General features: G+C 71.5%; 23 protein-coding genes. 16 read left to right on the top strand and 7 right to left on the bottom strand.

Going from position 1 to position 21187, the window contains the following annotated elements; translation table 11 throughout:
- The first annotated feature begins 73 nt into the window (after positions 1-73).
- The 3 genes from IW245_RS05630 to IW245_RS42070 all read left to right on the top strand — a co-directional run bounded on the left by IW245_RS05630 (position 74) and on the right by IW245_RS42070 (position 3170).
- A complete protein-coding gene (locus tag IW245_RS05630; RefSeq protein WP_197002136.1) occupies positions 74-1120 on the top strand; it encodes an NAD(P)-dependent alcohol dehydrogenase in 1047 nt (348 codons plus the stop codon).
- 62 nt (positions 1121-1182) lie between these two features.
- Complete coding sequence (locus IW245_RS05635) at positions 1183-1851, top strand: response regulator transcription factor (protein WP_197002137.1); 669 nt, start codon at positions 1183-1185, stop codon at positions 1849-1851.
- Positions 1848-3170 (top strand): sensor histidine kinase, encoded by a 1323-nt coding sequence (locus IW245_RS42070; protein ID WP_197002138.1) that lies wholly within the window; start codon positions 1848-1850, stop codon positions 3168-3170. Before IW245_RS05635 ends, IW245_RS42070 begins: the two co-directional genes overlap by 4 nt.
- On the opposite strand, the gene IW245_RS05645 is transcribed toward IW245_RS42070, so the two are convergent.
- Positions 3118-3612 carry a hypothetical protein gene (locus tag IW245_RS05645; RefSeq protein WP_197002139.1) on the bottom strand — a complete coding sequence of 165 codons (495 nt, stop codon included), beginning with the start codon at positions 3610-3612 and terminating at the stop codon, positions 3118-3120. The two genes, IW245_RS42070 and IW245_RS05645, sit on opposite strands and share 53 nt — an antisense overlap.
- A gap of 88 nt (positions 3613-3700) precedes the next feature.
- Between IW245_RS05645 and IW245_RS05650 the strand changes: the two genes are divergently transcribed.
- From IW245_RS05650 to IW245_RS05670, 5 genes are all read left to right on the top strand, one after another.
- Positions 3701-4831 (top strand): branched-chain amino acid ABC transporter substrate-binding protein, encoded by a 1131-nt coding sequence (locus IW245_RS05650; RefSeq protein WP_197002140.1) that lies wholly within the window; start codon positions 3701-3703, stop codon positions 4829-4831.
- Positions 4832-4846: 15 nt separating this feature from the next.
- Positions 4847-5530, top strand: a complete 684-nt coding sequence (locus tag IW245_RS05655) for a hypothetical protein (RefSeq protein ID WP_197002141.1) — start codon at positions 4847-4849, stop codon at positions 5528-5530.
- A 106-nt stretch (positions 5531-5636) separates the two neighbouring features.
- Entirely contained in the window at positions 5637-5957 is a 321-nt protein-coding gene (locus IW245_RS05660) for an ArsR/SmtB family transcription factor (protein ID WP_197002142.1), read from the top strand.
- On the top strand, positions 5954-6457 hold the full coding sequence (locus IW245_RS05665; RefSeq protein WP_197002143.1) for an SRPBCC family protein: 504 nt from the start codon (positions 5954-5956) through the stop codon (positions 6455-6457). The genes IW245_RS05660 and IW245_RS05665 overlap by 4 nt, the downstream gene beginning before the upstream one ends.
- Before the next feature lie 178 nt (positions 6458-6635).
- Positions 6636-7298 carry a hypothetical protein gene (locus IW245_RS05670; RefSeq protein ID WP_197002144.1) on the top strand — a complete coding sequence of 221 codons (663 nt, stop codon included), beginning with the start codon at positions 6636-6638 and terminating at the stop codon, positions 7296-7298.
- A gap of 176 nt (positions 7299-7474) precedes the next feature.
- Here IW245_RS05670 and IW245_RS05675 read toward each other — a convergent pair whose 3' ends face one another.
- Both IW245_RS05675 and IW245_RS05680 read right to left on the bottom strand, forming a co-directional pair.
- The gene (locus tag IW245_RS05675) at positions 7475-7831 is read right to left on the bottom strand and encodes a GntR family transcriptional regulator (RefSeq protein ID WP_197002145.1); all 357 of its coding nucleotides are present in this window, start codon (positions 7829-7831) and stop codon (positions 7475-7477) included.
- A 67-nt stretch (positions 7832-7898) separates the two neighbouring features.
- On the bottom strand, positions 7899-8438 hold the full coding sequence (locus IW245_RS05680; protein WP_197002146.1) for a hypothetical protein: 540 nt from the start codon (positions 8436-8438) through the stop codon (positions 7899-7901).
- 252 nt (positions 8439-8690) lie between these two features.
- On the opposite strand from IW245_RS05680, the gene IW245_RS05685 reads away from it, so the two are divergent.
- Positions 8691-9044, top strand: coding sequence for a YciI family protein (locus tag IW245_RS05685; protein WP_231399326.1), 354 nt, complete (start codon positions 8691-8693; stop codon positions 9042-9044).
- 27 nt (positions 9045-9071) lie between these two features.
- On the opposite strand, the gene IW245_RS05690 is transcribed toward IW245_RS05685, so the two are convergent.
- Complete coding sequence (locus IW245_RS05690; RefSeq protein ID WP_233472639.1) at positions 9072-10328, bottom strand: RNA polymerase sigma factor; 1257 nt, start codon at positions 10326-10328, stop codon at positions 9072-9074.
- A 143-nt stretch (positions 10329-10471) separates the two neighbouring features.
- Entirely contained in the window at positions 10472-10720 is a 249-nt protein-coding gene (locus IW245_RS05695) for a DUF2277 domain-containing protein (RefSeq protein ID WP_197002148.1), read from the bottom strand.
- A gap of 328 nt (positions 10721-11048) precedes the next feature.
- On the opposite strand from IW245_RS05695, the gene IW245_RS05700 reads away from it, so the two are divergent.
- From IW245_RS05700 to IW245_RS05710, 3 genes are all read left to right on the top strand, one after another.
- Positions 11049-12134: a carboxymuconolactone decarboxylase family protein gene (locus IW245_RS05700; protein WP_197002149.1), complete on the top strand. Its 1086-nt coding sequence runs from the start codon at positions 11049-11051 to the stop codon at positions 12132-12134.
- A gap of 117 nt (positions 12135-12251) precedes the next feature.
- On the top strand, positions 12252-12836 hold the full coding sequence (locus tag IW245_RS05705) for a hypothetical protein (protein ID WP_231398679.1): 585 nt from the start codon (positions 12252-12254) through the stop codon (positions 12834-12836).
- Entirely contained in the window at positions 12833-13420 is a 588-nt protein-coding gene (locus IW245_RS05710; RefSeq protein WP_197002150.1) for a copper resistance CopC family protein, read from the top strand. The genes IW245_RS05705 and IW245_RS05710 overlap by 4 nt, the downstream gene beginning before the upstream one ends.
- A 776-nt stretch (positions 13421-14196) precedes the next feature.
- Here the strand turns inward: IW245_RS05710 and IW245_RS05715 are convergent.
- On the bottom strand, positions 14197-15384 hold the full coding sequence (locus IW245_RS05715) for an acyl-CoA dehydrogenase family protein (RefSeq protein ID WP_197002151.1): 1188 nt from the start codon (positions 15382-15384) through the stop codon (positions 14197-14199).
- Positions 15385-15649: 265 nt separating this feature from the next.
- Here IW245_RS05715 and IW245_RS05720 point away from each other — a divergent pair, with 265 nt between their 5' ends.
- The 4 genes from IW245_RS05720 to IW245_RS05735 all read left to right on the top strand — a co-directional run bounded on the left by IW245_RS05720 (position 15650) and on the right by IW245_RS05735 (position 19956).
- Entirely contained in the window at positions 15650-16474 is an 825-nt protein-coding gene (locus tag IW245_RS05720; RefSeq protein ID WP_197002152.1) for a p-hydroxycinnamoyl CoA hydratase/lyase, read from the top strand.
- Positions 16471-18018: an AMP-binding protein gene (locus IW245_RS05725; RefSeq protein ID WP_197002153.1), complete on the top strand. Its 1548-nt coding sequence runs from the start codon at positions 16471-16473 to the stop codon at positions 18016-18018. Before IW245_RS05720 ends, IW245_RS05725 begins: the two co-directional genes overlap by 4 nt.
- Before the next feature lie 156 nt (positions 18019-18174).
- Positions 18175-18873: a DUF899 domain-containing protein gene (locus IW245_RS05730; RefSeq protein ID WP_197002154.1), complete on the top strand. Its 699-nt coding sequence runs from the start codon at positions 18175-18177 to the stop codon at positions 18871-18873.
- A gap of 336 nt (positions 18874-19209) precedes the next feature.
- The gene (locus tag IW245_RS05735) at positions 19210-19956 is read left to right on the top strand and encodes an SDR family NAD(P)-dependent oxidoreductase (RefSeq protein ID WP_231398680.1); all 747 of its coding nucleotides are present in this window, start codon (positions 19210-19212) and stop codon (positions 19954-19956) included.
- Between the two features lie 54 nt (positions 19957-20010).
- Here IW245_RS05735 and IW245_RS05740 read toward each other — a convergent pair whose 3' ends face one another.
- Positions 20011-21180, bottom strand: coding sequence for an epoxide hydrolase family protein (locus IW245_RS05740; protein WP_197002155.1), 1170 nt, complete (start codon positions 21178-21180; stop codon positions 20011-20013).
- Positions 21181-21187 lie beyond the last annotated feature (7 nt).

Here is a 21187-nt window from a genome sequence, read left to right on the forward strand (position 1 = left end):
GGGTGGTCTGGGTAGGCCGCGCGGTCCCGGGCAGACTGGTCGCACATCCACTCGACAAGGAGCGCCAACAACCATGGCCAACGTCACCGCCTACGCCGCACCCCAGGCCAAGGCCCCGCTCGAGCTCACCACGGTCCCGCGCCGCCCGGTCGGCGAGCACGACGTGCTGATCGAGATCGCGTACGCCGGCATCTGCCACTCCGACATCCACCAGGTGAACGAGGACTGGGGCACCGCCACCTTCCCGATGGTCCCCGGCCACGAGATCGCCGGCATCGTGTCCGAGGTCGGCCCCGGCGTCACCCGCTACGCCGTCGGCGACCGGGTCGGCGTCGGCTGCTTCGTCGACTCCTGCCGCGAGTGCGTCAACTGCGAGGCCGGCGAGGAGCAGTACTGCCTCGGCGGCATGGTCGGCACCTACAACGGGACCGGCAGGGACGGCGGGCCCACCTACGGCGGCTACAGCACCCACATCGTCGTGGACGAGAACTACGTGCTGGGCATCCCGGAGGGCATCGGCCTCGACGAGGCGGCCCCGCTGCTGTGCGCGGGCATCACCCTGTACTCGCCGCTGAAGCACTGGAACGCCGGCCCCGGCAAGCGGGTCGCCATCGTCGGCCTCGGCGGGCTCGGCCACATGGGCGTGAAGATCGCGCACGCCCTCGGCGCGGAGGTCACCGTGCTCAGCCAGTCCCTCGCCAAGCAGGCCGACGGCCTCAAGCTCGGCGCGGACCACTTCCACGCCACCGGCGACCCGGCGACGTTCGGGAAGCTGGCCGGCTCGTTCGACCTGATCGTGAACACGGTCTCGGCGAACATCGACCTCAACGCGTACCTGGGCCTCCTGGCCACCGACGGCACCCTCGTCAACGTGGGCGCGCCGGAGGAGCCGAGCCCGGTGGCGATGTTCGCGCTGATCGGCGGCCGCAAGAGCCTGGCCGGCTCGATGATCGGCGGCATCCGCGAGACCCAGGAGATGCTCGACTTCTGCGCAGCGCACGGGCTGGGCGCCGAGATCGAGGTGATCTCCGGCGGCCAGATCAACGAGGCGTACCGGCGGATCCAGGCCAGCGACGTCCGGTACCGGTTCGTGATCGACATCGCCACGCTGAACAGCTGAAACGGCGGGCCGAACGTCCGGACCCCGGACGTTCGGCCTCCCGACGTTGTACTCTCCCGTCCATGCGGGTGCTCGTCGTCGAGGACGACTCGGACGTTCGGGGCGTGGTGGTCGCCGCCCTCCGGTCGGCCGGTTTCGCCGTCGACCAGTCGGCGGACTGGAGCCAGGCCGACCTCGCGCTGTCCGTCAACGAGTACGACTGCCTGGTTCTCGACCGGATGCTCCCCGAGGGCGACTCGGCCGACCAGTTGCACCGCCGCCGGCAGGCCGGCCTGACCGTGCCCGCCCTGATGCTCACCGCGCTCGACGACGTCCACGACCGGGTGGTCGGCTTCGAGTCCGGGGCCGACGACTACGTGGCCAAACCGTTCTCCTCGGCGGAGCTGGTGCTGCGGGTGCGCGCCCTGTGCCGGCGGCAGGGCAGCATGCTCCCGCCCGTGATGCGGGTCGGCGACATCGAGGTCGACGTGGCCCGGCGCGAGGTGCGCCGGGCCGGCATCCTGCTCACCCTCACCCCCAAGGAGTTCGCGGTCCTGGAGACCCTGCTGGCCCGGCACCCCTCGGTCGTCAGCCGGGCTGAGCTCATCGAGCACTGCTGGGACGAGGTGGCCGACCCCGCCTCCAACGTCGTGGACGTGATCATCGCCCAGCTGCGCCGCAAGCTGGGCGAACCGCTGGCCATCGCCACGGTCCGGGGCGCGGGCTACGGTCTGCGGCACCCGTCGATGTGAAGCGCCGTCCCCGCGCCGCCCGGCCGCAGGTGCACCTGCAGACCGCCGGCCGGCTCGTCGCCCTCCGGGTCCGGCTCACCGTGCTGCTGCTCGTCCTCAACGTCGCCGGGCTCGCCGGGATGGGCGCGGTCGCCCTCGTCGTGGACAGCGAACAGCGCAGCGAGGTGGCCACCGCCGAGCTGCGCCGGGTCGCCGGCACCGCCGTCGCGCTGCTGTCCTACGACTCCGGGGCGCTGCGCCTGGACAACCTGTTCACCGACCCCACGGCCCAGGGTTCCACCGCCGTGTACGTGTTCGAGGCCAGCCGTACCGATGTGAACCTGGTCTTCGCGCACCCCTCCGGGCGGCTGACCATGCCGACCCACGCGCTGCTCGACCCGGCCCGCGACGTGTGGCGGTCGGGCACCCAGGTGTCCGCGACCGCCACCGACGCCAGCGGGCACGGGGTGCAGCTGCTCGCCGTGCCGTTCGCGCACGGCGTGACCGGGGCCGTCGCCGGCACCGTGGTCGCGATCGCCGACCCCCGTCCCGGTCAGCTCGCCCACCAGCGGCTCGCCGTGGCGCTGGTCGTCGGCGGCGCGATCTTCATGACCCTCGCCGGGGCCGGCGGCTACCTGCTGGCCCGGCGGGGCACCCGGCCGGCGGTCGAGGCGGTCGGCCAGCAGGAGCACTTCCTCGCCGACGCCGCGCACGAGCTGCGCACCCCGCTGACCGTGATGCGCGCCCTGTCGGAGGCGGCGCTGAAGAACCCGGAGCAGCAGTCCGACGCGCTGCGCCAGGTGCTGCGGTCCACCGAGCGGCTCACCGACTCCGTGGAGGCGCTGCTCACCCGGGCCCGGGTGGTGGCCGGCCTGCGGGCCCTGGAGCGCCAGCCGTTCCGGCTCGACCAGCTCGCCGAGGAGGCGGTCGCCGAGGCCGTGCCCGCTCCGCACACCGTGACCGTCGAGGTGGAGCCCACCGTGCTCTACGGCGACCCGGCCCTGGTCCGGATCGCCATCCAGAACCTGGCCCGCAACGCCGTCCGGCACGGCCGGGTCGGGTCCGAGCCGGCCAGGATCCACCTCGTCGTCACCGAGGCCACGGTGAAGGTCGAGGACAGCGGCACCGGCGTGCCCGACTGGGCGCTGGACGCCCGCACCCGGCGGTTCCGGACCGGCGCGACCGACGGCATCGGGCTGGGGCTGGCCATCGCGCAGTGGGTGGCCGAGCTGCACGGCGGCACGCTGAGGCTCAAGTCCCGACCGGGTGGCGGCACCAGCGCGGTGCTCAGTCTGCCGGACCGCCCGCCCGTGCGGCCTTCCCGCCGTTGGGGGCGATGACCCACCAGCCCTGGGCGTGGTCCTGGCCGTTGGTGTCCCCGGGCATCCGGTCCCCGGCGAAGCCGTACAACGGCCAGCCGCCCAGGGTCAGCTGCACCGTGCCGTCCGCGCGGGCCAGGTTGCCGACGAGCTGGCGGTCGATGCCCACCACCCGCAGCTCGCCGTGCACGAGGACCGGCAGCCACCGGGCCGTGCACTCGTCCACGCAGTTCGACCGGGGCGGGGCGGAGCTGTCGCCGTCGAAGCGGTACAGCACGTACCCCTGGCCGTCGATCACGATCGGCCCGAGCACCCGCGAGTCGACAGCGAACAGGCCGGGGTCGGCCAGTCGGCCGGGGCTGGGCCCGGGGGAGGCGGTCACCGGCGACTCGGGGCCGGCGGTGCAGCCGGCCAGGGCGACCGCCAGGGCCACCGGGCCGAGGAGCCTGCGCCAGGGTGTCACCCACCCAGTATCGGGCCTCATGAAATCCTCACCATCGCCGGACCACACTGTGAGTCAGACCACCGACACAGGGTAGGGGAGGGCGGGCATGCGCTGGTTCGGCGTCACGGCTCTGCTGGTCCCCGCCCTGGTCACCGCCGGGTGCGTGACCTCGGCCGAACCGCAGCCGACCCCGTGCGGCAAGCGGATCGGGGTGTTCGGGCCGCTGTCGGGGGTGTCGGCGAACCTGGGGCGCAACGTGCGCGAGGGCGTGGAGCTGGCGGTCGAACAGTACAACGCGGCACACCGCACCTGTTCCGTCGAGATGGCCACCTTCGACTCCCAGGGCGACCCGAAACAGGCGCCGGCCCTCGCCCAGCGGGTGGTCGCCGACCCGCAGCTCGTCGGCGTCGTCGGGCCGGTGTTCTCCGGCGAGTCCCAGGCCGCCGTGCCGCTGCTCAACCAGGGTCAGGTCGTGACGATCTCCACCTCGGCGACCGAGACGAGCCTGACCAGCCACGGCTGGACGACGTTCCACCGGCTGCTCGGCAACGACGCCCAGCAGGGGCCGGCTCTCGGCCGGTACATCGAGAAGGTGCTCCACGCGGAGAAGGTGTTCGTCATCGACGACACCGGCGCGTACGGCCACGGCCTCGCCGCCCAGGTCATCGAGGCGCTCGGCCACCGCGTGGTCCGCAGCGCGACGGTGCGCTCCAAGCAGCTGGACTTCTCCGAGGTCGTCGCCCAGATCGTGGCGGCGAAACCGGACACGATCTTCTACGGCGGCTACTACGACGAGGCCGGCGGCCTGCTCCGCCAGGCCCGCGACGCCGGCGTCACCGCGGCGTTCGTGGCCGGCGACGGGGTCAAGGACGAGGGCTTCCTGACCCGGGCCGGCCAGGCGGCGGCGGAGGGCGCGGTCATCACGTGCCCGTGCCACCCGCCGGAGACGGCCGGCGGCCAGTTCTTCGCCCAGTACCAGGAGCGGTTCGGCCGCCGACCGGTGACCTACAGCGCCGAGGCGTACGACGCCGCGAACATCTTCCTGCACGGCCTCGACGCCGGCCGCGCCACCCGCCCCGACATGGTCGCGTACGTCAACGCCTACTCGGGGACGGGCGTCACCGGCGCCATCCGGTTCACCGAGACCGGCGAACTCGTCGGTTCGGCCGGCAAGGTCTGGGCCTACCGGGTCCACGCGGGGGCCATCGTGACCGACCGTCTCATTCCCGAAGCCTGACCCCGGAGGCAGACGATGACCGCTTCACTGACCCTGCACAGCACGCTGATCCGGCGTGGGGATCCGGCGACCGACTCCCTCCGCCGGGCGCTCGCCGAGGTGCCGACCGGAGAGTACGCGCTGCTGGAGGCCGCCATCGCCTGGCGCAACTTCCGGCCGGCCCAGACCCGGCCGTCCCGCCGGGGCGGGGCGCGTGCCCAGACCCCGCCCACCGGGCCGCGGTACCTGCCGCTGGCGGAGGTGGACGACGAGCAGGTGGCGGCCAGGCTGTGCCGGCTGCTGTCCGAGCTGGCCTGGGCCGTGGTGACCCGGCCGGAACCCGAGCCGGGCAGTACCCGGCGGCGGCTGCGGGTGGAGGTGCCGGCGCCGGTGTACCACCTGGTGGTCCGGGCGCTCAGCGGTGCGCTCCGGCACGCCCGCCGGGAGCTGGACGCGGACGTGGCCGGTTCCGGGGCCGGGGTCGCGGCGGCCACCTGGCGGATGGGCCTGCTGATCGGTGGCCTCGGCCCGAGCCGGGACGCGATCTGCCTGCGCACGGGCGCCTCGGGCACGGCCGACCTGCTGGTCAGCGCCGCTGCGGTGCTCGGGGTGTCGGCGACGGTCGACGAGGAGCGCGGCGGCCCGGCCGTACTCGTCTGCCAGGCCGGCGACGTGCGCCGCCTGCTCAACGCCGCCGTGACCCCGGCTCTGGTGCGCTGACCAGCACGAACATCCGCCCCGTTCGCCGCATCCTCTCTCGCGGCGGACGGGGCGGAGTCATGTCCGGCCCTTTACATGTGACCATTTGGTCACCTATCCTGGGGGCGTGACCGACGACGACCGCGTGTTTAAGGCCCTGGCGGACCCGACCCGCCGCGGCCTGCTCGACCGGTTGTTCGCCCGGGACGGCCAGACGCTCACCGAGCTGGAGGCCGAGCTGGAGATGACCCGGTTCGGCGTCATGAAACACCTGCGGGTCCTCGAGGACGCGGGCCTGGTGATCGCCCGGAAGTCCGGCCGGGAGAAATTGCACTTCCTCAACGCTGTGCCGATCCGGCTGATCCACGACCGGTGGATCGACAAGTACACCGAGCGGCGGGTGTCCGCGCTCGTCGAGCTCAAAACCGAACTGGAGCAGGGACAATGACAACCGTGGAAGAAAAGACCATCCAGGTGTACCGGGTGTACATCAACGCGACGCCCCAGGCGGTCTGGGACGCGATCACGAAGCCGGAGTTCACCGAGAGGTTCGGCTACGGCGGCCGGGCCGACTACGACCTGCGCCCCGGCGGCGCCTACCGGGGCTTCGCGAGCCCCGAGATGATCGCGGGCGGCTCGCCGGAGCTGGCCGTCGACGGCGAGGTGATCGAGTCCGACCCGCCGAGGCGACTCGTGCAGACCTGGCGGATGCTCATGGACGAAGGCATGATCGCCGAGGGTTTCACCCGGCTGACCTACGAGATCAAGCCCCGCCAGGGCGGCGTCACGGCGCTGACGGTCACCCACGATCTCACCGGTGCGCCGAAGCTGCAGTCGCTGCTGGCCGGCGAGTGGGACGAGACCGGTGCCGGCGGCGGCTGGCCGTGGGTGCTCAGCAGCCTGAAGACGCTGCTGGAGACGGGTGACACGCTGAACTGGCCGGGCTGAGCCCTGACGGCGTGACCGGCGCCGACCGGTCACGCCTGATCCCGTACCACAAAGGCTCAAGATCCTCATTCACTATGTTTGGGCGAATTTTCCCCGGGTATCTGTGCGGTGAACGACGACAGGGCGACCCCGTTGGTGGAAAACCGGCGGAGGGCCCCACGCGAGAGTCGGTAGTCCCATGCACAGCAAGCGGATCATGACCCTGCTCGCCACCCCAGTTCTGATCGCGACGGCGGTGTTCGCCGCGAGTACCCCGGCCTTCGCGACCTGCGCCAACCTCGACGGTGCGAACGGCGCGGCGGGCACGGCGAGTAACCCGGCAGGCCAGGCCGGCGGTGTCGGCGGCAATGCGGTCGTCGGCTGTCCCGGTGGGGCTGGTGGAACCGGCGGTGCCGGCTACGGTGGCGGAGCTGGGGGAGCTGGCGGTGCCGGCGGAACCGGCGATGTCGGCGGTGTCGGCGGCAAGGGCGGCGTGAGCGGTCCCACGGCCGGTACCGGCGGCGCGGGCGGCGCCGGCGGCACCAGCCGGATCGGCGCCGGTGCCGCGGGTGGGATCGGTGGCTACGGCGCTGCCGGTGGCGCCGGTGGACGCGGCGGCACGTCGAACATGGCCAACGGCGGCCTCGGCGGTGTCGGCGGCAACGGCCGCCCGGCCAACGGACCCGGTGGTGCCGGCGGCGCTGGCGGCCTCGCCGTCCTGGCGACCGGCGGCGACGGCGGCTCCGGTGGCCGGGCCTGTGGTGCCGGCGCCAACGGCATGGGCGGACTCGGCGGGACCGGATTCCTCGGCAACGGCACGGCCGGTCCGAACGGCGTCACCAACACAGGTAGCTGCCTGTAAAACGACGTGGCGCGGACGGGGCCGCCCGGGTGGCAGCCGGGCGGCGCCGTCCGCGCCACCGAGCCGTGCCAAGCCGAACGATGCCGAGCCGAGCCCGGCGGTGCCGAACCGGGCGGAGCAGCCCTCGTCGCCGAGCCGAGCCGGCGATCCGGCCCCGGGCACCGCCAGGTCTCGGGCTAGTCCCGCAACGCCGCCGCCACGAGCCGCAACGCCTCGCGCGGATCGACCCCGAGCCGGCGGACGAGGGCGGCGAGCGACGCGGCCTCCTGTTGCACCCGGCGCTGCGCGGCGTCCCCGAACGCCGTCACGAAGGTCCCGTTGCGCCCCCGGGTCTCCAGCACGCCGTCCTGTTCGAGTTCCCGGTAGGCGCGCGCGACAGTGTTCGGCGCGATGCCGAGCTCCTCGGCGAGGACCCGGATGGTCGGCAGCCGGGTGCCCACAGCGAGCGCGCCGGTGCGCACCTGGTCGAGGATCTGGGTCCGCAGCTGCTCGAACGGTGGCACGGCCCCTGCCGGGTCGACGGTGACGATCATGCCTCATCGTGGCACACGGGACGGACCCGCGCCGGGTGTCGGGGCGCGGGTCCGCGTACCGGTCGGATCAGTGGTAGATCATCAGGCTGACCCGGGAGGTGAGCATCTTCAGCCGGTCCAGCCCGGCGAGGCAGTTCTGCAGGTCGACGGCCGAGCCGACCTGCTGCTCGACCACGCTGCTGCCGGTGAACAGCCCGGCGATCACGGTGCCGGTGTAGGTCGTGACCAGTGTGCCGCCCGAGATCGACGCGGCGTGGGTGGCCTGGACCTTGGTGGTGGCTCCGGTGTTCCAGGTGATCGTGTAGGTGACGACGTAGGTCTGCAGGTTCATCTGGCACTGGTCGTTCAGCGTGCTGGTCACGTTGACCAGGCCGGACACCAGGTTCGGCACGGTCTGCGACACGCAGGGCTTGTATGTGGTCTTGTATGTCAGCGTGGTGGGCGCGAGGACCAGGGAGATCGGCGGGTTGAACGTCGTGACGTTGTTGCTCGGCGGGACGCAGTTCGCGTCGACGACCGAGGCGTGTGCCGGGCCGGCGAAAGCCACCAGGCTGCCGGTCAGGGCGAGCAGGGCGACGGCGGCGGCGCGGACGAGACGGACCATCATGGTCCTCCGATCGGGGGGAGTCGGACGGGACATATTGATGCTGGACTATATGTGAAGGTTAAGATCAGGTGAAGCGTCTGTCCTTAAGAGACAGTGCCAACCGCGAGCGCCGAGCCGACCGGGGCGGACCGGTGTCGCCCGCCGCCCGTCGGGCGGATCCGTGTCGAGTCCCGCCCGCCGGCTCCGACCACCACGTGTGGAGCACGCCGCTCCCGTCACCGGAACCACCAAAGGGGTGCCACCGTGAAGTACATGCTGCTGATCAACAACAATCCCGCGACCATGGAGGCGATGTCCGAGGCCGAGCGCACCGCGCTGATGGGCGACGTCGACCAGTTGATCGCCGAGCTCACCGCCTCGGGGGAACTCGTCGGCGGCGAGGCGCTCGCCGACGGCTCGCACACAAGGACGGTGCGGGTCCGCGACGGCGTGCCCACGGTCACCGACGGCCCGTTCCTGGAGGCGAAGGAGTACCTCGCCGGCTATCTGATCATCGAGGCCGAGAGTGTGGACCGGGCCGTGGAGATCGCCGCCCGGTGGCCCGACGCCCGGTACGGCGCGATGGAGGTTCGGCCGATCATGGACTCGGTCGGCCTGGAGATGTGAGCGCTCCGGCCGCGCGGCCCGCCGTCCTCACGACTCCGGGGGCAGGGGGAGCCGCGCGGCCCGGCCCGCCAGGTACCGCTGCTCGGGCAGGCTCGTGGTCCGCCGGGCCGCGAGCTGGAAACACGCCCGGGCCTGCGGCAGGTCGCCGGCCATCTCCAGCAGGTGGGCCCGCACGGCGTCGACCCGGTGGTGCCCGGCCAGCCGGTCGTCGGCGTCCAGGGTGGCCAGCAGGCGCAGGCCCTCGCGTGGCCCCTTGACCATCGCGACGGCCACCGCGCGGTTCAGGGTGACGACCGGGTTGTCGGCGAGCCGGTCGAGGATCTCGTACAGCGCCAGGATCTGCGGCCAGTCCGTGTCCGGCGCGCTGGGCGCCTCGGCGTGCACGGCGGCGATGGCCGCCTGCAGCTGGTACGGCCCGAGCACCGTGCTGGCCAGCGCCCCGGTGACCAGCACGATCCCCTCGGCGACCGACTCCCGGTGCCACAGCGAGCGGTCCTGCTCGGCCAGCGGGACCAGCGCGCCGTCGGGTCGGGTCCTGGCCGGCCGGCGCGCGTCGGTGAGCAGCATGATGGCCAGCAGGCCGGCGATCTCGCCGTCGTCGGGCAGCAGGCGGCGGACCTCCCGGGTGAGCCGGATCGCCTCGGCGGTCAGGTCGGCGCGGTGCAGGTCCGGGCCGGACGTCGCGGTGTACCCCTCGTTGAAGATCAGATAGAGCACGTGCAACACCGCCTGGAGCCGCTCCGTGCGCTCCTCGCCGGGCGGGATCGCGAACGCCATCCCGGTGGCCCTGATCCGCTGCTTGGCGCGGCTGATCCGCTGCGCCATGGTCGCCTCGGGCACCATGAACGCGCGGGCGATCTCCGCCGTCGACAGCCCGCCGACGGCCCGCAGCGTGAGCGCGATCCGCGACGCCGGTGTGAGTGCCGGATGGCAGCACAGGAACAGCAGGGTGAGCGTGTCGTCCGCGGCGTGCACGCCCGGATCGTCGGCGGCCGGCGCGAGGAGCCCGTCGGCCGGCGTCATCGCGGCCGACGTCGCCTCCCGGGTCCGCCGGGCCTGGTCGCTGCGCCAGTGGTCGGTCAGCCGGCGGGTCGCCACGGTCAGCAGCCACGCACGGGGATTGTCGGGAACACCCTGCTCGGGCCACTGCACGGCGGCGGCCAACAGCGCCTCCTGGACCGCGTCCTCGCACGCGTCGAACTGGCCGTGCCGGCGGACGAGCGCGCCGATCACCTGGGGCGTCAGGTGCCGCAACAGGTCTTCCACGCGCCCAGCGGGACTCACGCGTTCATCCTAGACCGCGGACCCGACAATCAAGATCAACCCCAGAGGAAGACGGGTACGAGAGACACCTGCCCCGGCTTCCATCCGTCCGCCAGCCCACGGGTCGCCGGCGGTGGCCGCCGCGTCGCGGGAACCTGGTGTCCTCAGGCCGCGTCGGCCGCCGGTTCGGCGTGGTGATGATGGTGGTGGCCCCGGACCTCCAGCCGCCCGAGCAGCTCGGCGGTCGCCAGCGCCACGGCCTCCACGGCGGCGTCGAACGCGTCGGCGTTGTGCGCCGCCGGCTTCCGGAAACCGGACACCTTGCGCACGTACTGCAGCGCTGCCGCGTGGATGTCGTCCTCGGTGACCTCTGGCGCGACCGGCGGCCTGAGGATCTTGATGCTTCGGCACATGCCCCCAGTATGCCCCGCGCGGGCCGGCACCCGGGCCGGCTCACGGTCTCCGGGCGGCACAGCACTCGCGGAGATGCGGACGGGCGGACCTGACGCCCATTCTGAGTGTCCGGGAGGATCCGCCACTCGTGCCTCGGGGGCATGGGAGGCGGAGGCCCGGACGACTTCTCTCCGCACGGCCCGCGCCGGACGACCGCGCGCCCGAACGGCAGCCCGAAACGGCGGCTCAGCAGGGATTACTCCCAGAGTGCTCGACTGCCCGCGAAGCCGTTACAGGGGCACGAATGCCATACATACTAATAATTCACCACCATCACGGGAGGCCACCATGGTCGTCGGGCGGGTCATCTCCTCGGTCGCGCAGCGTCAGGTCAGGTACGTGACGCCCGTGTCCGCCAACAACGCCACCGGACTGGTGTCCACAGTGTATGGACAGATCGCCGACGAGATGCGCCTCGTGGTGCCGCCGGCTCTCCTGCACTCGCCGGCCCCGGACCTGCTCGCCGCGTACTGGATGCTGATGCGCGAGCCGCTGCTGCCCACGGTCACCGTGACCCGGGCCGTGAAGGAGGCGGTCGCCGCGGTGGTGTCCGTCGCCAACACGTGCCCGTACTGCGCGGAGATGCACAGCATCGGCCTCTACGACCTGTCCACCGAGCAGGAGGCCGAGGCCGTCCTGGCCGACCGGCTCGACGAGGTGGTCGACCCTCGGGTGCGCTCCGTCGCCGAGTGGGCGAGGACCGCGCACCGGCCCGGCACCCCGGGCGGCGAGCAGCCGTTCCCCGCGGCCGACCGCCCGGAGCTGGTCGGCGTCGCGGTCAGTTTCCACTACCTCACCCGGATGGTGAACGTCTTCCTGTCCAGCTTCCTGCTGCCGCCCGGACTGCGCCCCGCGTCCCGCCGCCGTGCCAAGCGCGGCATCAGCCGGGTGCTGCGCCCGACCCTGCGCGGCAACCGCGAGGCCGGCCGGTCGGTGCCGCTGCTGCCCGACGCCCCGCTGCCCGCGGACGCCGGCTGGGCGGTGGGCAACCCGTCCGTCGAGGCGGCCGTCGCCCGGTCGTACGCGGCGTACGAGGCGGCGGGGGAGCGGTCGGTGCCGTCGGCGGTGCGCGACGTCGTCCGGGCCCGCCTGGCCGACTGGCGCGGCGAGGACACCGGCATGAGCCGGCGGTGGGTCGAGCCGCTCGTCGCCGGGCTGCCCGAGGCGCACCGGGCCGCCGGGAGAGTCGCGTTGCTGACAGCTGTGGCCTCGTACCAGGTGGACGAGGAGGAGATCGCGGCGTTCCGGCGCGCGCAGCCCGACGACCGGGCACTGGTGGAGACCGTGGCCTGGGCGAGCTTCGCCGCGGCGCGCCAGGTGGGCAGCTGGCAGGTGCCGGCCACGTCGGGTACGGCTCCGCGCACCCAGAGTTGAACAGAGCACTTTGGAAGAAGAAATCCGCCGGATGGCTCCGACAAGCTGGGAAAGGCTGCGCCCTGAACACCGTCGGGTGCGCGGTTGACAGGCCATTTCTTCTGCTGGAGGCAGATTATGACAACATTTGAGGCGTCGGGCGCGGGTTCCACCGGATTGCTGGACCGGTTGAACGGCGCCCGGCACCGGCTGTCCCTCAACCTGTTCATGGTCATCGTGTTGGCGCACTGGGCCGAGCACCTCACCCAGGCCTTCCAGATCTGGGTCCTGAACATGCCGCTGAAGGAGTCGCGGGGCGTCCTCGGCTACTTCTACCCGTGGCTGGTCAAGTCCGAGTGGCTGCACTACGGTTACGCGCTGGTCATGCTCATCGGCCTGTTCCTGCTCCGCAAGGGCTTCGTCGGCCGGGCGAAGGCGTGGTGGACGGTCGCGCTCGCCATCCAGTTCTGGCACCACATCGAGCACCTGCTGCTGTTCATCCAGGCGCAGAGCGGGACCATGTTCTTCGGCCAGAAGGTGCCGACCAGCATCCTGCAGCTCGCCTTCCCCCGGGTCGAGCTGCACCTGTTCTACAACACCATCGTCTTCATCCCGATGGTGGTCGCGATGTACCTGCACCTGCGGCCGAACCAGGACGAGTTCCACGGCGCGGAGTGCAGCTGCGCCAAGGAGCCGGCCCTGTCCGGCACCTCCCGCGGATGACCACTGACACGGCCGAGCAGAGCGCTCCCGTCCGCTGGTGGCGACGGCCGTGGTCACGCCGGTTGGGCGCCGGGATCGTGGTGTCGATGGCACTCCTGATGGGGGTCATCGCCCTGACCGACCCGGCGCCCACCGCGCTGTCGGCCCTCGTGCCCGCCGACGGCGCCGGTCTGGCCACCGCGCCGACCGAGGTGGCGATGGAGTTCACCGCCCCGCCGATCACCCGCGACTACCACCTGACCGTCGCCACCGCCCACGGGGTACCCGTCACGTCCGGCCCGGTCCGGATCGACGGCACCCGGGTGGTCGTGCCCGTCCGGATCACGGACCCAGGCGTATATCTGGTGGGCTACCACGTCCGACTGGACGACGGCACCGAGTCCACCGGCGTCAGCCGCTTCGGCGTCGGCCAGGACACCCCGCCGGCGCCCGTGGGCGACCCCCTCGCGGCCCCGGCCGGTCACGTGCACACCACGAAGGACCCGCTGAGCCTCGTCCTCGTCAGTGTGGACGTGGTACTGCTCGCCGCCCTTGCCTCCCTGCTGTTCCGCCGCCCCCGGGTCCGCCGCCCCCCGACGGGATAGCCGACCCGGGCCCGACGCGCACCGCCGATCCGGCCTACCCGCCTCGACGCGGCGGCCGCACGGCGCCGTACCGGAAACGGTCCGTGGCGGGTTCGGTGGAAGAGAGTCAAAGGCTCTTCTCTCTTCCACCGAACCCGCCACGGACCCCCGGGCCAGGCCCAGTCAACATCCCGGCCGGGCCTATCCAACATCCCCCGCCGGCTCCTCACTGCGCCCGCAGCGGGACGCGGGTCGGGCGCATGAAGAAGGTGCACCTGTCCTCGTAGCGGATGCGGAGTGGAGGCTCGCAGCGCCGCGAGAACAGGTGCACCTGTTCCTCACTCGGCGGCGGATCGGTGAGCGGGGCAGGAATCCCGGGCCGGATGCCTGATCCGCGGCGATCCGCCGCCTCTGTTCAGTCGGGGGACGCCGCCGGGTCGTCGGCCACCATGGCCGGCTGCTGTCGGCGCGTGCTCATGGTGGGACTCCTTCACAGGGCCAGCAGATGCAACCTCATAGTTGCAGATCGACGATGCCGGAGCAACCCGGGAGTTGCGATCCGAGCGGGAACGCGCAGCGGGTGCCCGACGTGCGGGCCGGCCCCCGCGGGGAATCGTCTCCGGATGGTGCCGCCCGCGACCTGCGCCGGAGCTGGTGTCGCCCGCGGCTCGGGCCGGAGCCGGTGGGGCCGGCGGCCGGCGCACGAAGGTCCAGGCCCGACCGCGCGGTCGAGCCTGGACCTTCGTGCGGAGAGCGGCGGGGTCTGCCTCACGAGTCCCGCCGTGAACCGGGACCGGTCAGATGTAGTAGGTGTTGGGGTCCGCCCCGCACAGGATCCGGCCGTAGGTCTCGGCGTTGACGTCGGGGTTCATCATCGCGTGCAGGCTGAACGTGTGCAGGTCGTTGACGACCCGCTGGATCGGCACCGACGTGTAGGCCGAGGAGCCGCCGCTGGCCAGCGCGAAGGTGTCCGTGGCCTCCCGGACCAGGCGCACGGCCGCGCCCTCGTCCGCGCGGCTGCGTCCGCGTTCGAGCAGCTCCCATTCGTCGCCGGAGGCGCACTTGGCGTCCACGGTGGCGGCCAGCCGCTGGGCGTGGAACTCCGCCTCGTCGAGCTTCATCATCGCCTCGGCGATCCGCAGGTGGGTCACCGGAGCCTCGGACATGCTCGGGTACTCGGTATAGGTGATCTTGCGGCCGGGCAGCCGCTCGAAGAAGGTGTCCCGGATCGACTTGGCCATGCCGATGGCGACGCCGACCGTGGACGCCGCGCCCATGGAGATGAACGGGGTCCGGTACATCGCGGTGCCGGCGTTGAGCTTCGAGGCCGACTGGCTGTTGACCACCATGGGCGCCGGCAGGATGCGCTCCTGGGGGATGAACAGGTCGCGCGCGGTCGTGGCGACGCTCCCGGTGCCGCGGAAGCCCGTGGTGTGCCAGTTGTCGGTGATCTCCAGGTCCGACATCAGGACCGGACCCATCACGGGATACGGCTGCCCGTTCGGGTCGAGGAGGATCGCCCCGATCTGCTGGTAGCGGCTGCTGAGCGCACCGCTGATGCACGGCCACGTGCCGTTGACCAGGATGCCGCCGTCCACGGGGACCGCTGTCGCGCTGCCCGGGCCGATCGTGGTGCAGACCTGCACGTCGGGGTCCGCGAACACCTCGTCCTGGACCTCGTCCGGGAACAGGCCCAGGCCCCAGGTGGCGACCCAGGAACAGACGGCCACCCACGCGGCGGACCCGTCGATCTGGGCGATCTCGTCAGATACGGCGACCATGGTCCGCGCGTCGCTCTCGTACCCGCCGTAGCGTACCGGGATCCGCATCCGGAAGACGCCGGCCTCTGTCAGGGCCCGGAGCGCGTCGTCGTGCAGCCGGCGGTTCTCCGACGACCACTCGGCGGTGGCCCGGATGACGGGCGCGATGTCGCGCACCCGTCGCACCAGCTCTTCCTGGGTCGGGACGTTGATCGATGTTGGCATGTTTTCTCCTAGATGGAGGTTCGGGGCCTACTCCGAGCTTCTGAAAGCGTTCCCGATCCGCCGGCCACAGACTTCTCCCGTATTGCCTACCCGTGCGGCGGCCCGGCCCGGCGCGGTGCGCAGCAAGGTGGGAGAAGCCAGGCGGACGCCGATCCTGTGATGCTCGTAGCCGTGGGTCGCTCCACCAGGGACGGTGCGTCCGCGCGCGGCCCTCGAGCGGTCGATAGCCGTGTGCGTATTCCGTCTACAGGAGAGAAGGCCGAACATGATCGAGCTGGAGACCGTGAACCTCGAGATCGACGGGCCGAAGGCCACGATCTTCCTGAACCGGCCGGCGAAGAAGAACGCCATGAACCCGCAGATGCACAAGGACATGAACGAGGCCCTGGACGCGATCGAGGCCGACGAGGCCGTCAAGGCCGTCGTCATCACGGGCAACGGCAACAGCTTCAGCGCCGGTATGGACCTCGAGGAGTGCTTCCTCAAGCCGTTCGAGGACCCGATGTTGTTCTACAAGACCAACCTGGTCGCGCTGAAGTGGTTCCAGCGGCTCAAGGCGTTCCCGGCGGTCACCATCGCCAAGGTGAACGGGTACGCGTTCGGCGGCGGCTTCGAGGTCACCGGGCTCTGCGACCTGGCCGTCGCGAACGAGTCCGCGAAGTTCGGCCTCTCGGAGATCAACTTCGGGATCTTCCCGGCGGGGGGCGCGTCCTGGGCCGCGGCCCACAACCTGCCCCGCAAGCAGGCGCTCTACTACATTCTCACCGGCGACACGATGACCGGTCGGGAGGCCGAGACGTACGGGCTGGTGAACAAGGCCGTGCCGGCCGACCAGCTCGACGCGGAGACCGACCGGCTCGTGGGCCTGATCGTCAACAAGAACCCGATCACGCTGCGGCTGGCCAAGGAGGTCTACGAGCGCACGACCACCCTGGATCTGCCGGCGGCGATCGACTACGACCAGGCGAAGCTGTGGGAGCTCTCCCGGCTCAGCGGCAACGAGTGGATCAACGTGGCGCTCAAGCAGTTCGAGAAGCGCGCCTACCAGCCCGGTCTCAGCACCTACAAGCGGGAGGAAGTGGCCTCATGATCTTCACTGGCTCCCGGCCGAGCGTGCCCATTCCCGAGACCTCGTTGACGTCGTTCGTGCTCAGCCGCGCCGAGGAGTACGCGGCGAGGCTGGCCACCGTGGACGTCACGGGCGGCAACGGGTACACCTACGGGCAGCTCGCCGCCGCGATCCGGCACACGGCCAGCGGGCTGCGCGCCCGCGGCTTCGGGAAGGGCGACGTGCTGGCCATCCTGGCGCCGAACGTGCCCGAGTACCCGATCGCGTTCCACGCCGCGGCGGTGGCGGGCGGCACGGTGGTCGTGCTCAACCCGCTGGACACCGCCGACGACCTGGCGACGCTCCTGAACGACACGGGCGCGCGGCTCCTCGTGACCGTGCCGGCCGAGGTGGCCAAGGCGACGGCGTTGACCACCCGGACGAAGATCGAGGAGATCCTCGTGTTCGGCGAGGCCGACGGCGCGACCTCGTTCTCCGCGCTGCTCGCCGACGACCGCACGCCGCCGGATCCGCCGATCGACCCGGCGCGGGACGTGGTGGCCCTCGTGCACTCCAGCGGCAGCACCGGCCATCCCAAGGGCGTGATGCTGACGCACCGCAACATGATCGCCAAGGCGCTCCTCACGGGCCTGGTCGCGCCGAACGGCGAGGGGGAGAGGGTGCTGGCCGTGCCGCCCTTCCACCACGCCTTCGGCCTGACCATGATGATGAACGCCAGCCTGTCGCAGGGCGCGACGCTGGTGACCATGTTGCGCTTCGAGCCCGAGGCCTTCCTGAAGGCGGTCCAGGACCACCGCATCACCCGGTTGTACATCGTGCCGACCATCGCCGTCCTGCTGGCCAGGAGTCCGCTGGTGGACAGGTACGACCTGTCGTCGCTGCGTTCGATCATCTCCGGCGGCGCCACGCTCGACCCCGAGATCGCCCGCCAGGTCCGCGAGCGGCTCGGCTGCCACATCAGCCAGGGGTACGGCCTCACCGAGGCGATGGTGTCGTTCATGCAGCTCGAGGACCCCCCGACGCCCGGGTCGGTCGGCCGGAACGCCCCCAACGTCGAGTGCAAGATCATCGACGTGACCACGGGGGAGGAGTTGGGGCGCAACCAGGATGGCGAGATCCTGATCCGCGGCCCGCACGTGATGAAGGGGTACCTCAACGCCGAGGAGGCGACCCGCAAGGTGCTGGAGCCCGACGGCTTCCTGCACACCGGGGACCTCGGCCACGTCGACGACGACGGGGAACTCTTCATCGTCGACCGGATCAAGGAACTGATCAAGTACAACGGGCAGCAGGTGTCCCCGGTCGAGCTCGAGGCGGTCCTGATGGCGCACCCGAAGGTCGCCGACGTCGCGGTGATCGGGGTCCCCGACGAGGCCACCGGCGAGCTGCCGAAGGCCTTCGTGGTCGCCAGCGAGCCGTCGACGCCCGAGGAGCTCATGGCCTACGTGGCCGAGCGGGTCGCGCCGTACAAGAAGATCCGGCGGGTCGAGTTCATCGACCAGATTCCCCGCACGCCGGTCGGCAAGATTGAACGTCGCACGCTGAAGGAGCGCACCTCGAAATAGGACTCCGCCGCGTCCCGTGCCGACTCCGGTCGGTGCGGGCGCGGCGCGTGTTTTCGCGCCTGAATGACGTGGCAGCGAGACGCCAATTTGGAAGAAGAATCGCGGGGCGAGTTTTGACACCCTGATAGGGGATAGATCCAGCAACGAGGAGATCTGATGAACCTTCCGACAGTTGTCTCCAGAGCAGAATGGTTGGTCGCGCGAAAGGCGCTCCTGGAAAAGGAGAAAGAAGTCACCGCCGCCCGCGACATGATTAACGAGGCGCGTCAGAATCTGCCGATGGTCAAGGTGGACAAGGATTATTCCTTCGAGGGGCCGAATGGCACGGTCACGCTGCTCGACCTGTTCGAGGGCCGCCGTCAGCTCATCGTCCGCCACTTCATGTTCGCCCCCGGGGACGGGGTCGGCTGCATCGGCTGTTCCATGCAGACCGACAGCATCGGCGACCTCGCGCACATCTGGGCCCGGGACACCAGCATCGTCCTGGTCTCCCGCGCGCCGCTGGCCGAGCTCGACGTCTACAAGGCCCGGATGGGCTGGACCATCCCGTGGTACTCGTCCGGGAACAGCGAGTTCAACCGCGACTACGAGGTCACCACGGACCTGGGCGAGTCGCCCGGGGTGAGCTCCTTCATCCGCGACGGGGACGACGTCTTCCACACCTACTCGATCTACGACCGGGGCGGGGAGATCTTCAAGAGCTTCTACAACTACCTGGACGTCACCCACCTGGGTCGCCAGGAGGCCCAGCTCGAGCACCCGTGGGACTGGTGGCGCCGCAAGGACGAGTACGACGACGTGACCGCCGCGGCGCCCGGCACCAACCACTGGAACGGCACGAGGTTCCAGTCGTAGTCGCCCCCGCCTTCCCTCCGTCCTGCCACCGGTCGATCAGCGGCCGGCCGGCGGGCACGACCCCACCGACGACCGCCCAGGGGTACGGCGGCGCGTCGGTCCGGTGGAGTGCCGCCGGCGGGACGGCCTGAGGCTCCGGCTCCGGCATCGTGGCGCACCGTCGCGCCAGGCCGGAGCCGGAGCTTTGTGGCGGGTGGCGCGTTGAACGTGCGGGGACCGGTGGCCGCCCGCGGGTCGCCACGACACGAAAGTCACGTCTGACACCGAACACCGAGCTTGACCGACCTTGCCCCGGAAGATATCCATGACACAGACATCCAAGACTGGGAGGACACCATGAGCGACTTGTCCGGCAGGACCACGATCGTCGTCGGTGCGAGCCGCGGCCTGGGCCGCGGGATCGCCACGGCTTTCGCCGAGGCCGGGGCCCCGGTGGTCGCCGTGTCCCGTAGCTCCGTCACGTATCCCGAACCGTCCAACGGCGCCGGCACCATCCAGCCGGAGGTCTTCGACGCCGGCGACGCCACGGTGCCGGCCCTCCTCCTCGACCGCCACGAGCCGGAGATCATCGTCGTGGTCGCCGGCGCGACCCCGCACATGCGTCCGCTCCAGGAGCAGACCTGGGAGACGTTCTCCACCAACTGGGAGACCGACGTGCGGATCACGTTCCACTGGCTGCGGGAGGTCCTGCTGACGCCGTTGCGCCCCGGCAGCAGGGTCGTCGTGGTCAGCAGCGGCGCGGCGCTGGGCGGTTCACCGCTCAGCGGAGGGTACGCCGGCGCCAAGTCCATGCAGCGCTTCGTCACGGGGTACGCGCAGGACGAGGCGAACCGCGCCGGCCTGGACATCACCTTCACCGCGGTGCTGCCCCGGTTCTCGCCGACGACCGGGGTCGGCCGGCCGGCGGTCCGGGCGTACGCCGCCCGCTCCGGCCGGTCGATCGAGGAGTTCCTCAAGGCCTCGGGCCCGCTGGTCAGCCCGGAGAGCGCGGGCGCCGCGCTGGTCGAGCTGGTCCAGGCGGACGCCGCGGCGGTGGCCCCCGCGTACGTGCTGACCGGGGCGGGGCTGCAGAAGCTCCCGTAGGAAGGCACGAGGAAGGGGCGGGCCCGTCCAGCGGCCCGCCCCTTCGCCGTGCGCTCAGCTCTGCTTGAGGGACCGGGCGAACGTCCGGACGTCCTGGACGTAGAGGTCCGGCTCCTCGAACGCCGCGAAGTGTCCGCCGCGCTCGAACTCCGACCAGTGCGTGAGGGTCGGCAGGATCTGCTCGGCGAACCGGCGGATCGGGGGCGCGATGTCGTGCGGGAAGACCGCGACGCCGGCCGGGACGGTCAGCGGCCACGGACCGGCCCAGCGCGCGGCCAGGTTCTGGTTGGTCCGGTCGGTCGACTCGTAGTAGATCTGCGCCGACGAGCCGGCCGTGGCGGTCAGCCAGTAGAGGGTGACGATCGCGAGCAGCCGGTCGCGGTCGACGGCCTCCTCGGGCACCAGGTGGGAGTCCGTCCACTCCAGGTACCGCTCCACGAGCCACGCGAGCTGGCCCAGCGGCGAGTCGGTGAGGGCGTAGGCCACCGTCTGCGGCCGGGTGGCCATCAGCTTCATGTGCGCCGACAGCTCCAGGTCGAAGTGCAGCAACTTGCCCAGCCGGCCCATGTCCGCCTCGCTGAGGCCCGCCATCTCGGCCGGGTCCTCGGGCGGGAAGGTCACCAGCATGTTCAGGTGCACGCCGGCCACGTGCTCCGGGGCGATCAGGCCCAGCTCCAGGGACACCAGCATGCCCCAGTCGCCGCCCTGGGCCACGTACCGGTCGTAGCCCAGCCGGCCCATCAGCTCCTTCCAGGCCCGCGCGACCCGCTCCACGTCCCAGCCCGCCGCGCGGGTGGGGCCGGAGAACCCGAAGCCGGGCATGGCCGGGATGACGACGTGGAAGGCGTCCGCCGGGTCGCCGCCGTGCGCGCGCGGATCGGTCAGCGGGCCGATCACGTCCATGAACTCGACGAACGAGCCCGGCCAGCCGTGCGTGATCAGCAGCGGGGTGGCGTCCGGTTCCGGGGACCTGACGTGGACGAAGTGGACGTTCGCCCCGTCGATCTCCGTGGTGAACTGCGGAATCTGGTTCAGGGTCGACTCCATGGCCCGCCAGTCGAAACCGGTGCGCCAGTACTCGGCCAGCTCCCTGAGGTAGCCGACGGGGACGCCGCGCGCCCAGCCGGCGCCGGGCACCTCGTCGTCGGGCCACCGCGCGTGCTCCAGCCGGCGGTGCAGGTCGTCCAGGTCGCTCTGCGGGATCTCGATGCGGAAAGGTTGCATGTCCCTG

The organism is Longispora fulva, assembly GCF_015751905.1.
Classification (GTDB): domain Bacteria; phylum Actinomycetota; class Actinomycetes; order Mycobacteriales; family Micromonosporaceae; genus Longispora; species Longispora fulva.